The following is a 17,259-nucleotide window of genomic DNA, read 5'->3' as shown; positions in this document are numbered from 1 at the left end:
CATGACCGACACCGTCACCACGTACCCCGACCTCGCCCGTCCCGACGCCTTCACGCAGCAGGGGCTCGGCTGGGTGCCGTGGCTGCTGCCGGTGGCCGAGGACGAGCTGACCGACGCGCAGCGCGACGCGCTCATCGAGCCCGCGCGCGCGAAGATGCCGTACTTCCGGCTGCTCGCACGCGACCCCGAGGCGCTGCGCGCCCGCACGCTCACCGACCTCGACATCTTCTACAACGTCTCGGGCGGCATCGGGCGCGCCGAGCGGGAGCTGGCCGCCGCGGCCACCTCGCGTCACAACGGCTGCGTCTTCTGCGCCTCCGTGCACGCCGCCTCCGCCACCCGCGAGTCCGGTCGCGAGGCCGACGTGCAGCGCCTGCTCGACGAGGGCGTGGAGGCCGACCTCGGCGACGAGACGTGGAACGCGGTGGTCGCGGCATCCGTGGCGCTCGCCGACACCCCGCTCGCGTTCGGCGAGGCCGACATCGCGCGCCTGCGGGATGCGGGCCTCGACGACGCCGAGATCGTCGACGTCATCGGCGGCGCCGCGTTCTTCAACTGGGCGAACCGCCTCATGCTGTCGCTCGGCGAGCCCGAAGTGCCCGCGCGACGCGCCGCGACCCGATAGACGTTCCACCCCGATAGCGAGGACATCCATGAGCATCCCCACCCTTCTCGACCACGTCGTCATCGCCGGCCCCGACCTGGCCGCCCTGGTCGACTGGTTCGCCGAGCGCACCGGTGTCGTCGCCGCGCCCGGCGGCGCGCACCCGACCGGCACCGCTAACGCGCTCGTCGCGCTCACCGTCGACGGCAGCCGCGGCCCGCAGTACATCGAGCTGATCGGCCCGAACCCGGCGCGACCCGAGCCGGAACTGCCGGAGACCTTCGGCATCGCCACCCTCGCCGCGCCCCGCGTGCAGGCCTACGCGGTGCACCCGTCCGACATCGAGGCGACGGTCGCCACCGCCCGCGCCGGTGGCTACGACCCGGGTGACGTCAGCGACCTCTCGCGGCGCACGCCCGACGGAACGCTGCTGGAGTGGCGGCTCACCCGCGGGGAGAACCGTCGCATCGACGTGCCGTTCCTCATCGACTGGGGCACGACCCCGCAGCCGGGCCTCAGCGACATCCCCACCATCGAGCTGGTCTCGCTCGTGCGCACCGAGCCCGACCCGGCGCCGCTGCAGGCGATCCTGGGCGCGTACGGCCTGGGCGACGGCGTCGCGGAGGTCGTGGCGGGCGAGGAGTCGGGATTCCGGCTCACGCTGCGCCGCGCCGACGGCGAGCTCGTCGAGCTGTGAGCGCCGACGCGGAGATCGCGGACGCCGTCGAGCGGCTCCGCCCCGAGCTGGAGCGGCTCGCGCGCGAGCTCTACGACGAGCCCGAGATCGGCTTCGAGGAGCACGCGTCGGTCGCCCGCATCGCGTCGCTGCTGGCGGCACACGGTGTGGATGTCGAGGTCGGCGCCTTCGGCCTCGACACCGCCCTGCGCGCGAGTACGGCCGCGGCGGGCGCGGCATCCGGCCCGCACTTCGCGATCATCGCCGAGTACGACGCCCTGCCGGGCATCGGCCACGCCTGCGGGCACAACGTGATCGCGGCCGTCGCCGTGGGCGCGTACCTCGCGGCGGCGCCGGTGGTCGCCGGCCTCGGCGGGCGGTTGTCGCTCATCGGCACCCCCGCCGAGGAGAACGGCGGCGGCAAGGAGCTCATCATCCGCGCCGGCGGCTTCGACGACGTCGATGCCGCGGGCATGGTGCACCCCTCGAGCGGATCGGGCACCAGCTCGGTGCTCGGCCAGCGCACCACCGGGGTGCGGCGGGTCGCCGTGACCTATCACGGCCGCGCCGCGCACGCCGCGGGGGCGCCGTGGCTCGGCCGCAACGCGCTCGACGGCGTCGTGACGGCGTACCAGAGCATCGCGCAACTGCGCCAGCACATCCTGCCGACCGACCGCCTCCACGGCATCATCACCGACGGCGGCGCCGCGCCCAACATCGTGCCCGAACGCGCCTCGGCGCTGTTCTACGTGCGGTCGGCCGACGTCGCCGCGCTCCGCGAGCTGACCGACCGCGTCGTCGCGGTGCTGGAGGGTGCTGCGCTCGCCACGGGAACGCGCGCCGAGATCGACGTCGACCCGGTCCCGCCGTACCTGCCGCTGCAGACGAACACCGCCCTGACCTCGCGTTGGGTTGATGCGTTCGCCGCACGCGGGCACGAGGTCCCGCCGCCGGCCGAGCCGCCGCAGGGCGGACCGTCGACCGACATGGGAAACGTCAGCCGGCTCGTGCCGTCGATCCACCCGTCGCTCGGCCTCGGCGGACCCGACGACGTTTTCCCGCACAACGCGGCCTTCGCCGACCTCACGGTGCTGCCGGCCGCGACCGACGCGCTCGTGGATGCCGCGGCCGCCCTCGCCGCGACGGCCGTCGCCTACGCGGCCGACCCCGAGCTGCGCGCCGCGGCGGCGGCGGAGTTCGCGGCATCCGGCGGCCCCTCCCGCTGGGCGGACTGAGCGCGCTGCGCGGATACGGACAGGCGAAGCGACGACACCGGGCCCCGCGGTGCGGGGCCCGGTGTCGGAGTCAGGAGGTCGCGGAGGTGGTCCGGAACGGCGCGAGCAGGGCGTTCCAGCCCGCGGTCAGCTGGGCGTACTCCTCCGGACACCCGGCGGCGCGGTCGCCGTCGAGGACGCCGTCGGTGACGAGGTAGTCGTAGCGGTCCGGGGCGGCCCCGTAGACGTAGCAGAGGAAGTTCGCCGACCTCTGCGCGTCGAGTCCGTGCGTGTCGGAGAACGGGAGCTCGTCGATGGTGGTGACCGCCTGCGCCCGCAGGTAGTAGAGCTTTGCCACCGTGATCAGCGAGTCGGTGTCGGCCTCGGTGCCGGTGAGCGCGTAGACGGAGAACTGGTCGGCCACGTCCTCCTCCCGGCCCGTGAATGCGAGGTCCAGCTCGGCCAGCAGGGCGTGGCCGCCCTCGTGGAAGAGGACCTCGCGAGCGCTCTCGAGCAGCTGCGTGTCGATGTCCGCGTCGGCGGTGCCGTCGGCGCGCAGTGAGACGCGCTCGCTCGCGGGCAGTTCGTAGCACACGGTGATCGTCGAGTCCTGCGCCGTGTAGAACGCGTTGGCGTCCTGGCACTCCTTCGCGACGAGGGTGATGTCCTTCGGCAGGCGCACCGTCTCCTCCATCCACGCGGCGAAGGCTTCGAGGAGCCCGGCGTCCTGCAAGAGGCGTCGTTCGGTCTCGTTCTCCGGTGTCGTCGTCGCCGCGTAGTCGACGACGACGTGGCCGACGGACGATGCCCCGCTCGCCGCGGCGTCGGGGTCCGGCGCCGTGCATCCGGCCAGCAGGGCCGTCGCGGCGGCGAGGACACTCACGATGCGGGCGCGGCGGGAGAGGAGGCGAGGGCGCACGGGGAGCATCCTCGCAGAGGACCGCTCGTGGGGCGAGGTCAAGGGGTCACGGCGATCTCGTCGCGACCGGCAGGATGGTCGCATGACGATCGAGGTGTGGGCGCCGCGCGCGGCGCGGGTGCGACTGCGGCGACCGGGGCTCGACGACGTCGAGCTGACCGCGGGGGAGGCCGGCTGGTGGACGGCTCCGCTGACGCTGGCGTCCGGCGACGAGTACGGTTTCGTGCTCGACGACGGCGCCGTGCGCCCCGACCCGCGCTCGCGGCGTCAGCCGCGGGGCGTGCACGAGCTCTCGGCCTGGGACGACCCGGCATCCTTCGCCTGGACCGATGCGGCCTGGACCGGGCGTCAGCTCGCCGGGGGACTCGTCTACGAGCTGCACGTCGGCACGTTCACACACGAGGGCACGCTGGATGCCGCGATCGGGCGCCTGCCGCACCTCGTCGACCTGGGCGTCACGCACGTCGAGCTGCTGCCGGTGAACGGCTTCAACGGCACGCACAACTGGGGCTACGACGGCGTGCTCTGGTACACGGTGCAGGAGGACTACGGCGGGCCGGAGGCGTACCGCCGCTTCGTCGACGCGGCGCACGCGGCGGGCCTCGCGGTCGTGCAGGACGTCGTCTACAACCACCTCGGCCCCTCGGGAAACTACCTGCCCGAGTTCGGGCCGTACCTGCGTGACGGGCAGAGCACGACGTGGGGATCGAGCGTCGATCTCGACCAGCGCGCGGTGCGCGACCACATCATCGACAACGCGCTGATGTGGCTCGGGGACATGCACGTCGACGGTCTGCGCCTGGACGCCGTGCACGCCCTGCACGAGTCGGCCGCAAGCCCCGTGCACATCCTGCGGGAGATCGCCGAGCGGGTCGACGCGCTGTCGGCCCACCTCGGCCGGTCGCTGACGCTCATCGCGGAGAGCGACCTCAACGACCCGGTGATGATCCTTCCGCGCGAGGCCGGCGGCTACGGGCTCACCGCGCAGTGGGTCGATGACTGGCATCACGCGGTGCACGTCGCCCTCACCGGGGAGACGGAGGGGTACTACGCCGACTTCGCCGACCCGCAGGCGCTGCCGAAGACGTGGACCGACGGCTTTTACCACGACGGCACGTTCTCCTCGTTCCGGGACCGCGACTGGGGGGCGCCGATCCCCGCCGCGGTGCCGTCATGGCGCCTGGTGACCTTCGCGCAGGATCACGACCAGATCGGCAACCGCGCCGCCGGCGACCGGCTCAGCCAGTCGCTGTCGGCGGAGCGCCTCGAGGTGGCGGCGGTGCTGACGATGACCGCCCCCGGCACGCCGATGCTGTTCATGGGGGAGGAGTGGGGGGCCTCGACGCCCTGGCAGTTCTTCACCTCGCATCCCGAGCCCGAGCTCGCCGCCGCGACCCGCGAGGGCCGCACGGCGGAGTTCGCGCGGATGGGCTGGGACGAGGCGCTCGTGCCCGACCCGAACGATCCCGCGACGTTCGAGCGGTCGAAGCTGGACTGGGCGGAGCCCGGCGCCGGCGTGCACGCGCGACTGCTGGAGCTGTACCGGGCGCTGTCGCGGCTGCGGCGAGCCCGTCCCGAGCTGACCGACCCGGATCGCCGCGGGCACGGGGCCGAGAGCGCCGGTCCCGGACGGTGGGTGCTCCGCCGCGACACCGCGGCCGTCTACGTCAACCTCTCGCCCGAGCCGTGGATCATCGACCTCGACGGGCGCGAGGTGTGGCTCGCCACGTCCGGCGCCCCCGCGGGCGCTGCGGACGCCGGTGCCCTCGCGCTCCCGGCGGACACCGCCGCGATCGTCGGCCCCGTGTCTCGCTGACCGCCGGTGTCTCGCTGATCGCCGGTGCGCCGGGCGCCGTCGCGGTGCCTGTCAAGGGCCTGGCGCACGGCGGCATCCCTCCATACCGTGAATGGCATGGACACTTCTCGCGGCACGCAGAGCCCCACGGGCGCCGACCTCGCGCGTCAGATCGTCGTCATCTCCGCGGTGGTCTTCATGATCATCGCCGCGATGGTGGGGACCGGACTGTTCGGCGGCACGAACGTCCGCGACCTGCAGGGCGGCGCACTGGATGCCGATGCGACCGTGCTCGCGCCGGCGACGCCGGCGTTCTCGATCTGGTCCGTCGTCTACGTCCTCATGGTCGCCTACGCCGTCTGGCAGGCCCTGCCCGCACAGCGTGGGCGGGAGCGCCAGCGGCGCGCGGGGTGGTGGATCGCGATCACCGCCGTCCTCAACGGCGGCTGGCTCCTCGCGGCGCAGTTCCTCACGCTGCCGGCCACGGTGATCGCGATCATCGTGCTCCTCGTCGCCCTGGGGGCGACGCTGCGGTCTCTCGTGCGGACGCCTGCGGAGACGTGGGCCGATCGACTGCTCATGGACGGCACCGTCGGCATCCACCTCGGCTGGGTGAGCCTCGCGACGGTCGCCAACATCACGGCCTGGCTGGCCGCGGACGTCGTGCCCGCGATGGATGCCGACAGTCAGCAGCTGTGGGGCGTGATCGTCCTGGTGGTCGTCGCCCTCGTCGGTGTCGCGGTCGCGTTCGGATCGGGCGGAGGCATCGCCCCGGCGCTCGCGATGTCGTGGGGCCTCGTGTGGATCGGGATCGCGCGCACGAGCGGCGAGCCGCACGCCCCCGCGGTCGCGACGGCGGCCTTCGTCGTGGCCGGCGTCGTGCTGGTCTCGGCGATCGCGGCGGCAGGTCGCCGGCGCGCGGTCGCCGCGACCATCGGGGACTGACGAGGGTCGCGCGTCAGAACGTCTGCGAGAAGGCGCGGAGGATGCGCATCGGCTCGGTGAGCGTGGCGGCGAGCACCAGCCCGGCGATGCGGTCGTAGTCGTGGGCCGCGAAATAGCCGTCGTCGCGGTAGACCGCCATGCGCTCCGTGAAGGCGCGACCGGTGGGCTCGGGGTGGAACTGGGTCGCGTAGAGCGTGTCGCCCAGGCGATAGGCCTGCACGGGGCAGGCCTCGTTGGTCGCGAGCAGCACCGCACCCTCCGGCATCCGCCCCGTTCCCTCCTTGTGCGCGGTCAGCGCCGAGAAGGTGGGCGCGAGGGCGCCGAACAGGCTGTCGCGGCGTGCCTCGTCCGTCAGGTTCACGACCGTCGGTCCGGTGTCTTCGGGGTAGGCACGCGTGACCTCCCCGCCGAGTGTGCGGGTCGCGACGCCGATGCCGTAACACGTGAAGAGGGCCGCGGTCTCCCCGGCCGCCGCCGCCTCCGCCAGCCGCGCCAGGTCGGCTTCGAGACGTCGCTGCGCCGCGGTCTTCGCCGATTCGGGGTCGGTCACGTTGAACGGGCTTCCCCCGACGACGGCGCCGCGCCACCGGACGGCGGCATCGGCCGGCCACGGGTCGCGCACGAGGTCCCACCGTTGCAGATCGCCCTCGTCGAGGTGCATGGCGAGACGGAACGATTCGTACTCGGCGGCCGCCGCGCCCTGCTGGGGGCGCGCGCACACGTAGACGAGCGGAGCCATGCGGAGAGTCTAGGCGGCGATGCCGCGACGCGGCCGCGTGCGACGTCAGCGCGACGAGTTGGCGGTGCGTCCGCGCACGATCCCGATGAACGCGTCGACGAGCGCTCCGTTGTCGCCGTCGGCCGACACGGGCCACGCGAGGGCCACGGTCGACACCGGTCCGCCGACGAGGGGGCGGAACGTGGCGTCCTTGCGGTGGTGTAGCCGCGCGAGCGACATCGGCACGATCACGACGCCGACCCCCGACGCGGCGATCGCGATCGCCTCGCCCACGCTCTCGGGCGCCGCGAAGCGGGGAACGAGCGCTCCGGGCACCGCGAGCTCGACGGGCGGATGCTGCGGCGCGATGACGACCTCGCCGTCGAGGTCGTCCAGCGTGAGCTCGTCGGCCGCCGTCAGATGCGAGTCGGCGGCGCAGACCACCACCGGCACCTCGTCGTACAGCTCGATGACGTGCAGCCCCGCGCGATCCAGCGGGAGGCGGACGAGGGCGGCGTCGACGGATGCCGAGGCGACCGCCTCACGCTGATCGGCGATGCCCAGGGGTACCAGGTCGACCGCGACACGCGGCATCCGCTCACGCCAGCGGTCGATCCAGGTGCCCGGGGTCGCGCCCTCGATCGCCCCGAGTCGGAACGTGCCGTGCGGCTCGACGGGCGGCGGGGGCGGGGCGGTCCGCTTCTGCGGAGGCTTCTTGGCCGCGCCCGCGGGCGCTCCGGACGTGCGCCCCGAACCCGGGCGGGCGGGTCTGCCCCCGCGCCGGTTCGCGCGTCCCGCACCACTGCCTGCCATGCAGGCCAGCGTAGCCGGGTGGGCCGGCGGACGACGCGGGACGGGCGGGCGTCAGGCGGCCAGGCGCAATCCGCGGCGGTCGGTCGCGACGCGCTCGCCGTCGGCGATCTGCTCGTCGTCGCCGATGAGCGATCCGCCCGCGACGCGCGCGTGCGCGCCGACGACGGTGCGGACACCGATCTTCGCGCGCGGGCCGATGGCCGCGCCGGATCCGATGTGCGCGTGCGGGGCGATCTCCGCGTCGGGGCCGATGACCGCGTCGGGCTCGATCCAGACGCCGCGGCCGATGTGGGCGCCCGCGGCGATCTGCGCGCCCGGTTCGACATACGCGCCCGCTTCGACGAGCGCGGAGGCGTGCACCTTCGCGCCGTTCGCGACCAGGCCGCGGCCGTTGACGTGCTTTCGATAGCGGAGCGTCTGCCCGCGATCGTCTTCGATGTCGATGTAGTTCTTACCCACGAATCCCTCCTGGTGATCGCAACCGCGTCGGGGCGGGAATCATTCCCGGCCGGGCGTCGGGGCGAACACGACCGTCCGCTGCACGCCGTAGCTGACCACGAAGAGGGTCGTCTCGGTCGCGATCTTCGCGAGCAGGACGGGGATGCCGGCGTCCGTCAGGGCGCTGAGGATGCCGTAGTTCGCCGCCAGCAGCAGCCCCGCGAGCGAGAAGTAGCGCAGCGCCGTCGTGCGCGTGGGAAGCGACCGGGCGCGACCGAACACGAACGAGCGGTTGACGGCGAAGTTCACGCTGGCGCTCAACAGACGTGCGAAGACCACCGAGAAGAGCAGCCACCCGGTCAACGCGTCCAGCACGAGCAGCGCGGCGGTGTCGATGGCGAAGGCGAGCAGCGCCGAGGCCGTGAACCTCAGCAGCGGGCCGTACACGCGCACCGAGTCCGCCACCGGCCGGAAGTGGCTGGAGCGGTTGCCGTCGAGGTAGACGGTCTCGATCGGCACCTCCGCGAGCGCGATCCCGGCGCCGCGGGCGCGCAGCAGCATCGCCAGCTCGTACTCGAACCGGTCGCCGGGAACCTGTTGCAGCCACGGCAGCGTCGCGGCCGGATACCCCCGCAGTCCCGTCTGGGTGTCGCGCAGCCGCTGCCCGGTCGCCAGGCGGAAGGCCCAGCGGGTGGTGCCGTTGCCGACGCGGCTGCGCAGCGGCACCTCCCCGGAGAAGGCGCGGGCCCCGAGCACGATCGTGCGTGCGCGGGCCGCGTCGTCCGCCGTCGGTGTCGTCGCCGTCGGCGTCGCTGCGGGGGTGCCGGCCCGCGGGCTGGAGGCGGAGCCGGCGGACTGGCCGACGAGTTCCCGCGGACGCCGCACGCCGCCGGGATCGACCGCCTCGGCGACGCGGCGGATGTCCGCCGGGGTGTGCTGGCCGTCGGCATCCGCCGTCACCACCGCCGCGCCCGGCCATGCCCGCGCGGCGTGAGCGAACCCGGTGCGCAGCGCCGCGCCCTTTCCGCGGTTGCGTCCGTGCCGGAGCACGACGGCGCCGGCCGCCGCGGCGGCCGCGAACACCGGGGCGAACCGCTCACCCGAGCCGTCGTCGACGACCAGGACGGGCGTCTCGGGCGCCGCGGCGGTGAGGGCGGCGATCACGTCGACGAGACGGCCATCGGGCTCGTACGCGGGGATCAGGACGATGTGCATCGCGATCACCCCGCCGCGATGTAGAGGATGTCGCTCGTCGCGCGCTCGCCCCCGTTGGAGGGCTTGTTGACGACCGTGCCGTTGAACCACATCTCGCTCGACCCGCCCCCGTCGAGGTTGTACGCCGTGGTGGCGCCCAGCGAGACCATGATGTCGGCGAGTCCGCTCATCGTGACGCCCGCGCTGTAGCCCGGACTGCGCCCGTCGACCACCACGATCACGATGTGGTTCTCGTCGATGACGCCGATCGCCGTGCGGGGCTGCTCGCCCTGGATCGAATGGTTGCCGATGTTGGTGTCGATCTCGACGTCGTCGATGCCGGAGACGACCGCGCCGTCCTCCACCAGCGCGGGACCGAAGCTCAACGTGTTCCACGCCCCGTCGGCGAGCAGCTCCGCGGCCGAGGTCTGCGTCTCGTCGTACACCGCCGCCGTGCCGTCCTTGTAGAAGACGAGGCCCTCGCGTGCGCCGTCGTCGCGGAAGACGACGCCGTTGCGGATGACGATCCCCGAGTCGCGGAAGCCGTAGTAGTCGCCGTTGACGGCGAACACCGCCCCGTTGGCGGTCGCCGTCTCGCTCACGAGGGCCGTGATGTTCTCGCCGAACTGGTTGTTCGCGAAGGCGCTGCGCAGCGCGGTCGCGTCGCTCAGCGTGATGTCGGCGACGTAGTACGTGACCGTGGCGTCCCCGGTGCCCTGGGTGTGCGTGCTGATCGAGATCGCCGCGTCGTCGGAGGTGTAGGTGGTGGCGGTGACGACGGGCGTCGAGGCCGTGCTCGTCGCGTCGGCGGACGCCGATGCCGTGGGGGATGCCGAGGCCGTCCCGTTCTGCGCCGCCTCGTAGGCGGCGACGTCCGAGACGACGACGTGGGGGACGACGAACCGGTCGAGTGCCCAGGCCGTCCCGCCCCCCGCGGCGAGCAGGACCGCGACCCCACCGGCGATGAGGGAGTGCTTGACACGCTTTTTCATGAGGACCACCCTCGGCGTTCGCGGTAGGCGCCCCCTTGGCGGCGGCTACGCGGCGGCTATGAACGTCGCGCCCCGCGGATGTTGCGAAGATGGATGCCGTGACCGCTCCCGCAGATGACGACCCGACCACCGGTCCGACGCTCGTCTTCGACACCAAGGCGCAGGATCACTCGGTCGGCGAAGACATCCTCGGCCTGCTCACCGGGACCTTCCTCGTCTCGTCGGGACTGCACCTGCTGCACGCCGCACAGGCGGTGACCGGCGGCACGGCCGGCCTCTCGCTGCTCCTCGGTTACGCGACCGGCTGGCCGTTCTGGGTGCTGTTCGCCGCGGTCAACCTCCCCTTCGCGCTGCTGGCGGTCTGGCGCCGGGGCTGGGACTTCACGATCCGCACGGTGATCTCCATCGCGCTCGTGTCGGCGTTCGCGCCGCTGCACGACGCCCTCTTCCCCATCGAGGGGTTGCAGCCGCTCTACGGCACCCTCGCCGGCAACCTGCTGGCGGGCGTGGGGGTGCTCATCCTCTTCCGCCATCGCGCGAGCGTCGGCGGCATCAACATCATCGGGCTGGAGATCCAGGACCGCACGGGCTTCCGGGCGGGCTGGACGATGATGATCTTCGACGTGCTGATCGTCGCGCTCGCGCTGCTGGTCGTCCCGTGGCAGAACGTGCTGATGAGCGCCGCCGGCGCGGTGCTCCTCAACCTGGTGCTGGCCCTGAACCATCGACCCGGCCGCTACCTCGGTCGCTGACCCGCGCGCCGGCGTGTCGCCGTCGCCGCGCTTCAGCAGATGCGGAGAGTGATCACGGATGCGGAGGGTGGGGGCCGCGGCATCCGATTCTGTGATCGTGGTCCGATTCTGGTGGTTACGCCGGCGGTGCGGAGGGGCCGCTTGCCCGGGTGTCGGGGCTGACCATTCGCCCCATCTGCTTCGCGATGCGCAGCACGACGGCGCGATCCGCGATCCTGGACCCCTGCAGGGCTGTCTCGAGGGCCATCTCGAAGCGGTTGACGTCGGCGAGATTGCGAAGCCACACCGCAAGGATGAGGTTGTAGCGGCTGGCGGCCGTCATCGCCAGTCGGACCTCCGGCACGCTGGTGATCGCGGTTCGCGCCGCTTCGATGACGCGCGCGGGTGCTTCGACGAAGTACCACGTGTAGATCGGCCAGCCCGTGTAGCCGCGGGCGAGGTCGACGCGGAAGGTGAGCTCCCCGCTCGCGCGCAGCGTCGCGATGGCGTCCGCGATGCGCTGAGCGGCGAACCCGGTGCGCGTGCTCAGCTCGGCGACACTCATCCGTCCGTCGTGCCACAGCTCCCGCGCCAGTGCGGTGCGCAACTCGTCGGGGACGTGGCGGCTGGCGCGCGGGCGCGGCGGCCGAGGCGGTCGGATGCGGCCGGCCTCCTCGGGTTCGAGCGCGCGCAGACGCCACCGCGATGCGTCGATGAGGACTTCGTTGGCCAGGTGTGTGCGCACCGATCGGATGCCGTCCAGCCCGCCCAGCCTCGTCAGAGCGTAGGTGGACAGGGCCCCCAGATCAGGGGCCTGGACCAGAGCGAGAAGGTCACGAGAGCCCGACGCATGGTCGAGGACGACGACGAAAGGGTCATTCTGGAGCCCATTGGCGACGGCGTTCAGCTGGGATAGCTCGACTTCGACCTCCAGCAGCGCGAGCTGCCCCCGGATCGCGTGGCCGGTGACCCACGCGATGCCCTCTGCGCTCAATCGCGCCCAGCGTCTCGCCAAGGTCCCCGCGTCGGCGCCGACGGCCGAAGCGAGATCGCTCCAGGGAGCGCGCGGTTCGATCTGCAGCGCATGCAGCAGTCGCAGGTCGGTGTCGTCGAGCCGCGTGGACGTCATCGTGGTCCTCCTAGACACAGGATGCACCGGTTATCCCGCACCGAAGCCGGCTTCTGCGCAGAATTCGCGAGAGTTTACAAAACAGTGACATGACTGTCTGCACAATCATCGGCATCCGCCCACGAGAGGACAACCGGTGACCACCATGCAGCCCCGGCTCGCCGCCGACGTCGACGCATTGAAAGACCGCGCCACCGACGAGGTCGATCGTCGCAGAGCGCAACTCGTCGCGTTGAGTCACGCCGTCCACGCGGATCCCGAGCTTTCGTGGCAGGAGCACCGGTCGGCCGCCCGCATCGCCGACCTCCTCGAGTCAGAGGGGTTCGATGTCCGCCGAGAGGCCTACGGTCTCGACACGGCCTTCGAAGCGACGTACGGGGAGGGGGATCTCACCCTCGCCCTCTGCGCCGAGTACGACGCCCTGCCGGGGATCGGCCACGCCTGCGGACACAACGTCATCGCCGCCGCAGGAGCGGGCGCCGCGCTGCTGCTCGCACCCCTGGCCGCTTCGGTGGGCCTGCGCATCAAGCTGCTCGGCACCCCTGCGGAGGAGCACGGTGGGGGCAAGGTCGCGATGCTCACACGCGGAGCCTGGGAGGACGTCGACTTCTCGATGATGGTCCACGGCATGACCGGAGGTGACATCTCCGCCTCCGCGTTCCGCTCCACCGCGGTGGATCGGTTCGAGGTGGAGTTCCACGGTCTCGCTGCCCATGCCGCCGGCGCTCCGGAACGGGGCATCAACGCGGCGGCGGCAGCGACGCTGGCACAGACCGCCGCCGCCCTGCTGCGCCAGCAGCTTCCGGCGGACACGAACATGAACATGTTCGTGTCGATGGGCGGTGAGGCGACGAACATCATCGCGGAGCGTTCGGTGCTCCAGGTCGAGCTGCGTGCCTACGACATCGAGGTCTGGCGCGACATGAAGAACAAAGTGCTGGCCTGCTTCGAGGGGGCGGCGATCGCCACGGGCTGCCGCTGGGAATGGCGCCCGACGGAGCATCCGTATGCGCCTTTGACGCCCGATGCCGCGCTGGCGGACGTGTGGGACCGCAATCTGATCGCCCGCGGGCGCATCATCGGGGATGCCCCTGCCGGTGGCGGTTCGACGGACATGGGAAACGTCTCGCAGGTCGTCCCGTCCATCCATCCGACCATCGCCTTCCTCGGCGAGACGGCCGTGCCGCACAACCCGGACTTCGCCGTGGCGGCGGTCAGCCCGGCCGCCGACGACGCCGTCGTCGACGGCGCTCTGCTCCTGGCCTGGACGGCGCTCGACGTCGCCTGCGACCAGAACCTCCGCGCCGAGCTCCACAGGCGCACCGCCGCTCGCCCCGCCGGGGCGACTCGGATCACGCTCGAAGCCTGATCGCGCAGCGACAGGCCCCACCGGAGAAGATGCCATGACCACCAATCAGGCCCGTGCGGCCACGCCCGTCTCGACGGCACGCGCCGTCGCCGTCCTCACCCTCCGCGACCGCCGCGTGTGGATGCTGCTCGCATGTGTCGTCGCGATCGCCGCCGGCGCACAGGCGATCGGTCCCGTCGTCATCCCCCTCGGCATCGCCTCCATCACGCTGCTGCCCATGATCTGGGGGATCCTCGCGGGCACGATCGTGTCCGGGCAGCGTCTCAAGCCCTTCCCGATCGACCTGCAGCAGGCCGCCACGGTCGTGATGGGCGTGGCGGTGCTGTTCCTCGTCGCGCGCATGTCGTTCACGATCGGTCCCAACATCCCCCTTCTCCTGCAAGCCGGCCCGGCGCTGCTGCTCCAGGAACTCGGCCACCTCTTCGGCACGATCGCGCTCGCTCTCCCGCTCGCGGTCCTGCTGCGCATGGGCCCGGCGACGGTCGGGGCGACGTTCTCCATCGACCGCGAGGGGTCGTTCGCGATGGTGAGCGAGCGTTACGGATCCGACTCGCCGCAGTACCGCGGTGTGCTGTCGATGTACGTGTTCGGCACGATCTTCGGTGCTGTCATCGTCAGCCTCATCGCCTCGTTGGCGGCGTCTCTCGGCCTGTTCGATCCGCTTGCGCTGGCGATGGGGGCGGGTGTCGGCTCCGGATCGATGATGGCGGCGGCGGCATCGGTCATCGTCTCCGCACACCCGGAGATGCAGGACCAGGTGCTGGCGCTGGCGGCCACCTCCAACCTCATCACCGGGATCCTCGGCCTCTACATCGGCGTCTGGGTGTCCCTCCCCCTCGCCGACCGCCTGTACAAGGCGCTGACACGGGACAAGGACGCCCTCCTCCCGGGCCGTCGGCCGCGCTCACCGCAGGGGACGCTGCCGACCGCCGACCTTCCGACGATCGAAGCGGCCACGGTCCACCCGCCCACCGTGCGGGTGCCCTTGTGGCTGTCGGTGCTGATCATCTCCGCCGCCGGCCTGGTCGTCGCAGCCATCGCCGCGAGGTCGCTGTCGGTGAACACGGTCATCACGTACGCGATGTTGACGATCCTCGTGCTCGCGGGGCTCGGTGCGGCACGGATCACACGAGGCAAGGTCCCCGCCATCATCGTCGTGATGACCGCAGGCGCCCTGCTGACCTCGCCTCTCTCCCCGATCGCGTCCTGGGTCACGGGAGCCGCGGCATCCGTCGACTTCCTCGCACTGATCACGGTGATGCTCACGATCGCGGGTCTCAGTCTGGGCAAGGACCTGCCGATGCTTCGCAGTATCGGGTGGAAGATCATCCCGGTCGGCATCGTGTCGATCACCGCCTCGTTCCTCCTCTCGGCCGTCGTCGCCGAGTTCGCGCTGGGCCTGTGGGGCCATTGAGAGGCGCGTCGCCGGAGATCGAGCGCGGAGTGTACGTCTCCGCGCTCGATCTCTTCTCCCTGGGGATCGGTCCGTCGAGCTCGCACACCGTGGGGCCCATGCGTGCTGCGCTCGCCTTCGTCGACGGCCTAGAGAGCGCGGGAATCCGAGAGCGGGTGACCCGGTTCGTCTGTCGGCTCCACGGCTCCCTGGCGGCGACGGGCGTCGGCCATGGGACCCCCGACGCCGTCATCGCGGGTCTACGGGGCCTGCGCCCGGAGACCGTCGACCCGGCGCACGTGCACGGTGAGTGGGCACGCCTGTGCGCGGGGGAGGACGTGCGCATCGGCCGGGTCGCTCTCGCCGAGGGTGACATCGCCTTCGCTCCCCGCGAGCGCCATCACGGTCACCCCAATGCCCTCACCCTGACCGCGTTCGACGGCGACGGCGAGCTCGCCTCGGAGACCTACCTGTCGATCGGCGGCGGCTTCGTGCGACGCGTCGGGGAGTCCGGGCCCGACGAGAACGTTCCAGAATCGGTCGGCGACGACGGCCTCGCGGGGATGCTTCCGTCGCGGTACCGCACGATGACCGAGTTGCTCGCCGCCCTCGACGGTCGGACGATCGCCGAGGTCGCCTGGGCCGATGAGGTCGCGCTGCGCGGTGCGGATCGCGCCGCCGCCGGCCTCGATCTCATCTGGCAGGAGATGCGCGCCTGTGTGGAGCGCGGGTTGAATGCTCGCGGGGTGCTGCCGGGACGGCTCGCTGTGCCCCGACGCGCCGCGGCGGCGTGGGCGCGCCTGGCGTCGACCGGCGATCCGGCGGAGACGTCCGAGGCGCTGTCGCTCTACGCGATGGCCGTCAACGAGGAGAACGCCGCCGGCGGACGTGTGGTGACCGCACCGACCAACGGCGCGGCGGGCGTTCTCCCTGCGGTGATGTATCACGCGTGCCGCGCGGGCGGATTCGACCGCGCGGAGGTCCGCGTCTTCTTGTTGACGGCCACCGCCGTCGGATCGATCATCAAGGCGAACGCATCGATCTCCGGCGCCGAGGCGGGGTGCCAAGCGGAAGTGGGGAGCGCCTGCGCCATGGCGGCGGCGGGTCTCACCGCCATCCGCGGGGGCACACCCGCGCAGATCGAGAACGCCGCCGAGATCGCGATGGAGCATCACCTCGGCATGACCTGCGACCCGGTCGGAGGCCTCGTGCAGATCCCCTGTATCGAGCGCAATGCGGTCGCCGCGGCGACCGCCCTCACTGCGTCACGCCTCGCGCTGCTGGGCGACGGAACGCACGTCGTCACCCTCGACACCGTCATCGAGACGATGCGGCAGACCGGCGCAGACATGTCTGCTCGCTACAAGGAGACCAGCGAGGCGGGCCTGGCCGTCAACGTCGTGGAGTGCTGAGCCCGCGCCGCCCGCGGAGTCGGTGCCGGCGCCGGTCGCGGATTCGGTGCCCTGCAACGGATGCGGAGGGTGGATGCCGCGGCATCCGAATGCGGTGCGACGCTCCGATTCTGCGGCGTCCTCGGTGGACGCCGCGGTCACGTCTGGCAGACGGGGCACCAGAAGACGATGCGCTCGCTCGTCTCGGTCGCGCCCAGCTCGGTGCGGCGGATGGGCGTGCCGCACCGCCGGCAGGGCTTGCGCTCGCGCCGATAGACCCAGTTCTGCCGACCCGGTCGGGTGTCACCGGTGAAGGTCCGCGATGGTCGGTCCCGGTTGGCGGTGATCATCCGCGCGGCGGTGTCCACCAGACCCGCGACATCCACGTCGGCGGCCGGCGTCGTCGGCAGGATGCCGCGGACGAAAAGCAGCTCGTTGGCGTACTCGTTGCCGAGCCCGGCGAGATTTCGCTGATCGAGGACCGCCACGTGCACGGGCCTCCCATCGGCGGAGAGGCGGCGCGCCGCTTCGGCCGGGTCCCAGTCGGGGCCGAGCAGGTCGGGACCGAGTTGGCCGACGAGGGCGTCCTCCTCGCTGGTGGGGACGAGGTCGACCATCGCGATCTCGAAGCCCACGGCATCCACCTGCGCGGTGCCGACGATGGCGCGCGCCTGGAAGGCGGGGGAGCGCCACCGCTCGCCGCGGCGGAACACGAGCCAGCGGCCCTCCATCTTGAGGTGCGAGTGCAGGGTGAAGCCGCCGATGCGCATCAGCAGGTGCTTGCCCCGCGGCACGACCTCGTGCACGAGCTCACCCGTCAAGTCGGCCGTGGCGTACCGCGGCACGCGCAGGTCGAAGCGGGTCACCTCGGCGCCCGCGAGCGCCTCGTGCAGCCGTCGGGCGGTGCGGAACACGGTGTCGCCCTCAGGCATGCGCCC

At 72.1% G+C, this 17,259-nt stretch carries 17 protein-coding genes; 9 read left to right on the top strand and 8 right to left on the bottom strand.

Translation table 11 applies throughout. From position 1 onward, the window contains the following. Position 1 precedes the first annotated feature (1 nt). The 3 genes from MHO01S_RS13435 to MHO01S_RS13425 are packed head-to-tail and all read left to right on the top strand — an operon-like array spanning position 2 to position 2,515. Positions 2-625 (top strand): alkylhydroperoxidase domain protein, encoded by a 624-nt coding sequence (locus MHO01S_RS13435; protein WP_061782443.1) that lies wholly within the window; start codon positions 2-4, stop codon positions 623-625. Positions 626-653: 28 nt separating this feature from the next. Further along, positions 654-1,301, top strand: a complete 648-nt coding sequence (locus MHO01S_RS13430; protein ID WP_060958363.1) for a VOC family protein — start codon at positions 654-656, stop codon at positions 1,299-1,301. Next, positions 1,298-2,515, top strand: a complete 1,218-nt coding sequence (locus tag MHO01S_RS13425) for an amidohydrolase (protein ID WP_061782442.1) — start codon at positions 1,298-1,300, stop codon at positions 2,513-2,515. Before MHO01S_RS13430 ends, MHO01S_RS13425 begins: the two co-directional genes overlap by 4 nt. A gap of 70 nt (positions 2,516-2,585) precedes the next feature. Here the strand turns inward: MHO01S_RS13425 and MHO01S_RS13420 are convergent, their stop codons facing one another. After that, positions 2,586-3,413, bottom strand: a complete 828-nt coding sequence (locus tag MHO01S_RS13420; protein ID WP_061782441.1) for a DUF4344 domain-containing metallopeptidase — start codon at positions 3,411-3,413, stop codon at positions 2,586-2,588. Between the two features lie 82 nt (positions 3,414-3,495). Between MHO01S_RS13420 and treZ the strand changes: the two genes are divergently transcribed. After that, positions 3,496-5,229 carry a malto-oligosyltrehalose trehalohydrolase gene (gene treZ, locus MHO01S_RS13415; protein WP_061782440.1) on the top strand — a complete coding sequence of 578 codons (1,734 nt, stop codon included), beginning with the start codon at positions 3,496-3,498 and terminating at the stop codon, positions 5,227-5,229. Positions 5,230-5,325: 96 nt separating this feature from the next. Beyond that, entirely contained in the window at positions 5,326-6,153 is an 828-nt protein-coding gene (locus MHO01S_RS13410; RefSeq protein WP_061782439.1) for a TspO/MBR family protein, read from the top strand. Positions 6,154-6,166: 13 nt separating this feature from the next. Here the strand turns inward: MHO01S_RS13410 and MHO01S_RS13405 are convergent, their stop codons facing one another. The 5 genes from MHO01S_RS13405 to MHO01S_RS13385 are packed head-to-tail and all read right to left on the bottom strand — an operon-like array spanning position 6,167 to position 10,308. Beyond that, a complete protein-coding gene (locus MHO01S_RS13405) occupies positions 6,167-6,892 on the bottom strand; it encodes a glutamine amidotransferase-related protein (protein ID WP_060958367.1) in 726 nt (241 codons plus the stop codon). Between the two features lie 45 nt (positions 6,893-6,937). Beyond that, positions 6,938-7,684, bottom strand: coding sequence for a LysR substrate-binding domain-containing protein (locus MHO01S_RS13400; RefSeq protein ID WP_060958368.1), 747 nt, complete (start codon positions 7,682-7,684; stop codon positions 6,938-6,940). Positions 7,685-7,735: 51 nt separating this feature from the next. Continuing rightward, complete coding sequence (locus MHO01S_RS13395) at positions 7,736-8,143, bottom strand: transferase (protein WP_061782438.1); 408 nt, start codon at positions 8,141-8,143, stop codon at positions 7,736-7,738. A gap of 39 nt (positions 8,144-8,182) precedes the next feature. Then, positions 8,183-9,337: a bifunctional glycosyltransferase family 2/GtrA family protein gene (locus tag MHO01S_RS13390; RefSeq protein WP_061782456.1), complete on the bottom strand. Its 1,155-nt coding sequence runs from the start codon at positions 9,335-9,337 to the stop codon at positions 8,183-8,185. 5 nt (positions 9,338-9,342) lie between these two features. Then, the gene (locus tag MHO01S_RS13385; RefSeq protein WP_060958370.1) at positions 9,343-10,308 is read right to left on the bottom strand and encodes a phosphodiester glycosidase family protein; all 966 of its coding nucleotides are present in this window, start codon (positions 10,306-10,308) and stop codon (positions 9,343-9,345) included. A gap of 89 nt (positions 10,309-10,397) precedes the next feature. Between MHO01S_RS13385 and MHO01S_RS13380 the strand changes: the two genes are divergently transcribed. Next, entirely contained in the window at positions 10,398-11,060 is a 663-nt protein-coding gene (locus tag MHO01S_RS13380; RefSeq protein ID WP_060958371.1) for a YitT family protein, read from the top strand. Positions 11,061-11,175: 115 nt separating this feature from the next. Here MHO01S_RS13380 and MHO01S_RS13375 read toward each other — a convergent pair whose 3' ends face one another. Further along, positions 11,176-12,168: an Lrp/AsnC family transcriptional regulator gene (locus MHO01S_RS13375; protein ID WP_060958372.1), complete on the bottom strand. Its 993-nt coding sequence runs from the start codon at positions 12,166-12,168 to the stop codon at positions 11,176-11,178. Between the two features lie 145 nt (positions 12,169-12,313). On the opposite strand from MHO01S_RS13375, the gene MHO01S_RS13370 reads away from it, so the two are divergent. Genes MHO01S_RS13370 through MHO01S_RS16520 form a run of 3 tightly spaced genes read left to right on the top strand, consistent with a single transcriptional unit; the run spans position 12,314 to position 16,342 of the window. Continuing rightward, positions 12,314-13,537, top strand: coding sequence for an amidohydrolase (locus MHO01S_RS13370; protein WP_060958404.1), 1,224 nt, complete (start codon positions 12,314-12,316; stop codon positions 13,535-13,537). A gap of 34 nt (positions 13,538-13,571) precedes the next feature. Further along, a complete protein-coding gene (locus tag MHO01S_RS16525) occupies positions 13,572-14,951 on the top strand; it encodes a DUF3100 domain-containing protein (protein WP_060958373.1) in 1,380 nt (459 codons plus the stop codon). Positions 14,952-14,980: 29 nt separating this feature from the next. After that, positions 14,981-16,342, top strand: a complete 1,362-nt coding sequence (locus MHO01S_RS16520) for an L-serine ammonia-lyase (protein ID WP_060958374.1) — start codon at positions 14,981-14,983, stop codon at positions 16,340-16,342. 137 nt (positions 16,343-16,479) lie between these two features. Here MHO01S_RS16520 and MHO01S_RS13355 read toward each other — a convergent pair whose 3' ends face one another. Continuing rightward, complete coding sequence (locus tag MHO01S_RS13355) at positions 16,480-17,253, bottom strand: DNA-formamidopyrimidine glycosylase family protein (protein WP_060958375.1); 774 nt, start codon at positions 17,251-17,253, stop codon at positions 16,480-16,482. Positions 17,254-17,259 lie beyond the last annotated feature (6 nt).

It is taken from the genome of Microbacterium hominis NBRC 15708, from assembly GCF_001592125.1.
GTDB lineage: Bacteria > Actinomycetota > Actinomycetes > Actinomycetales > Microbacteriaceae > Microbacterium > Microbacterium hominis.
Note: the sequence above shows the minus strand (reverse complement) of the source record. Positions and strands in the feature narration are given on the sequence as shown.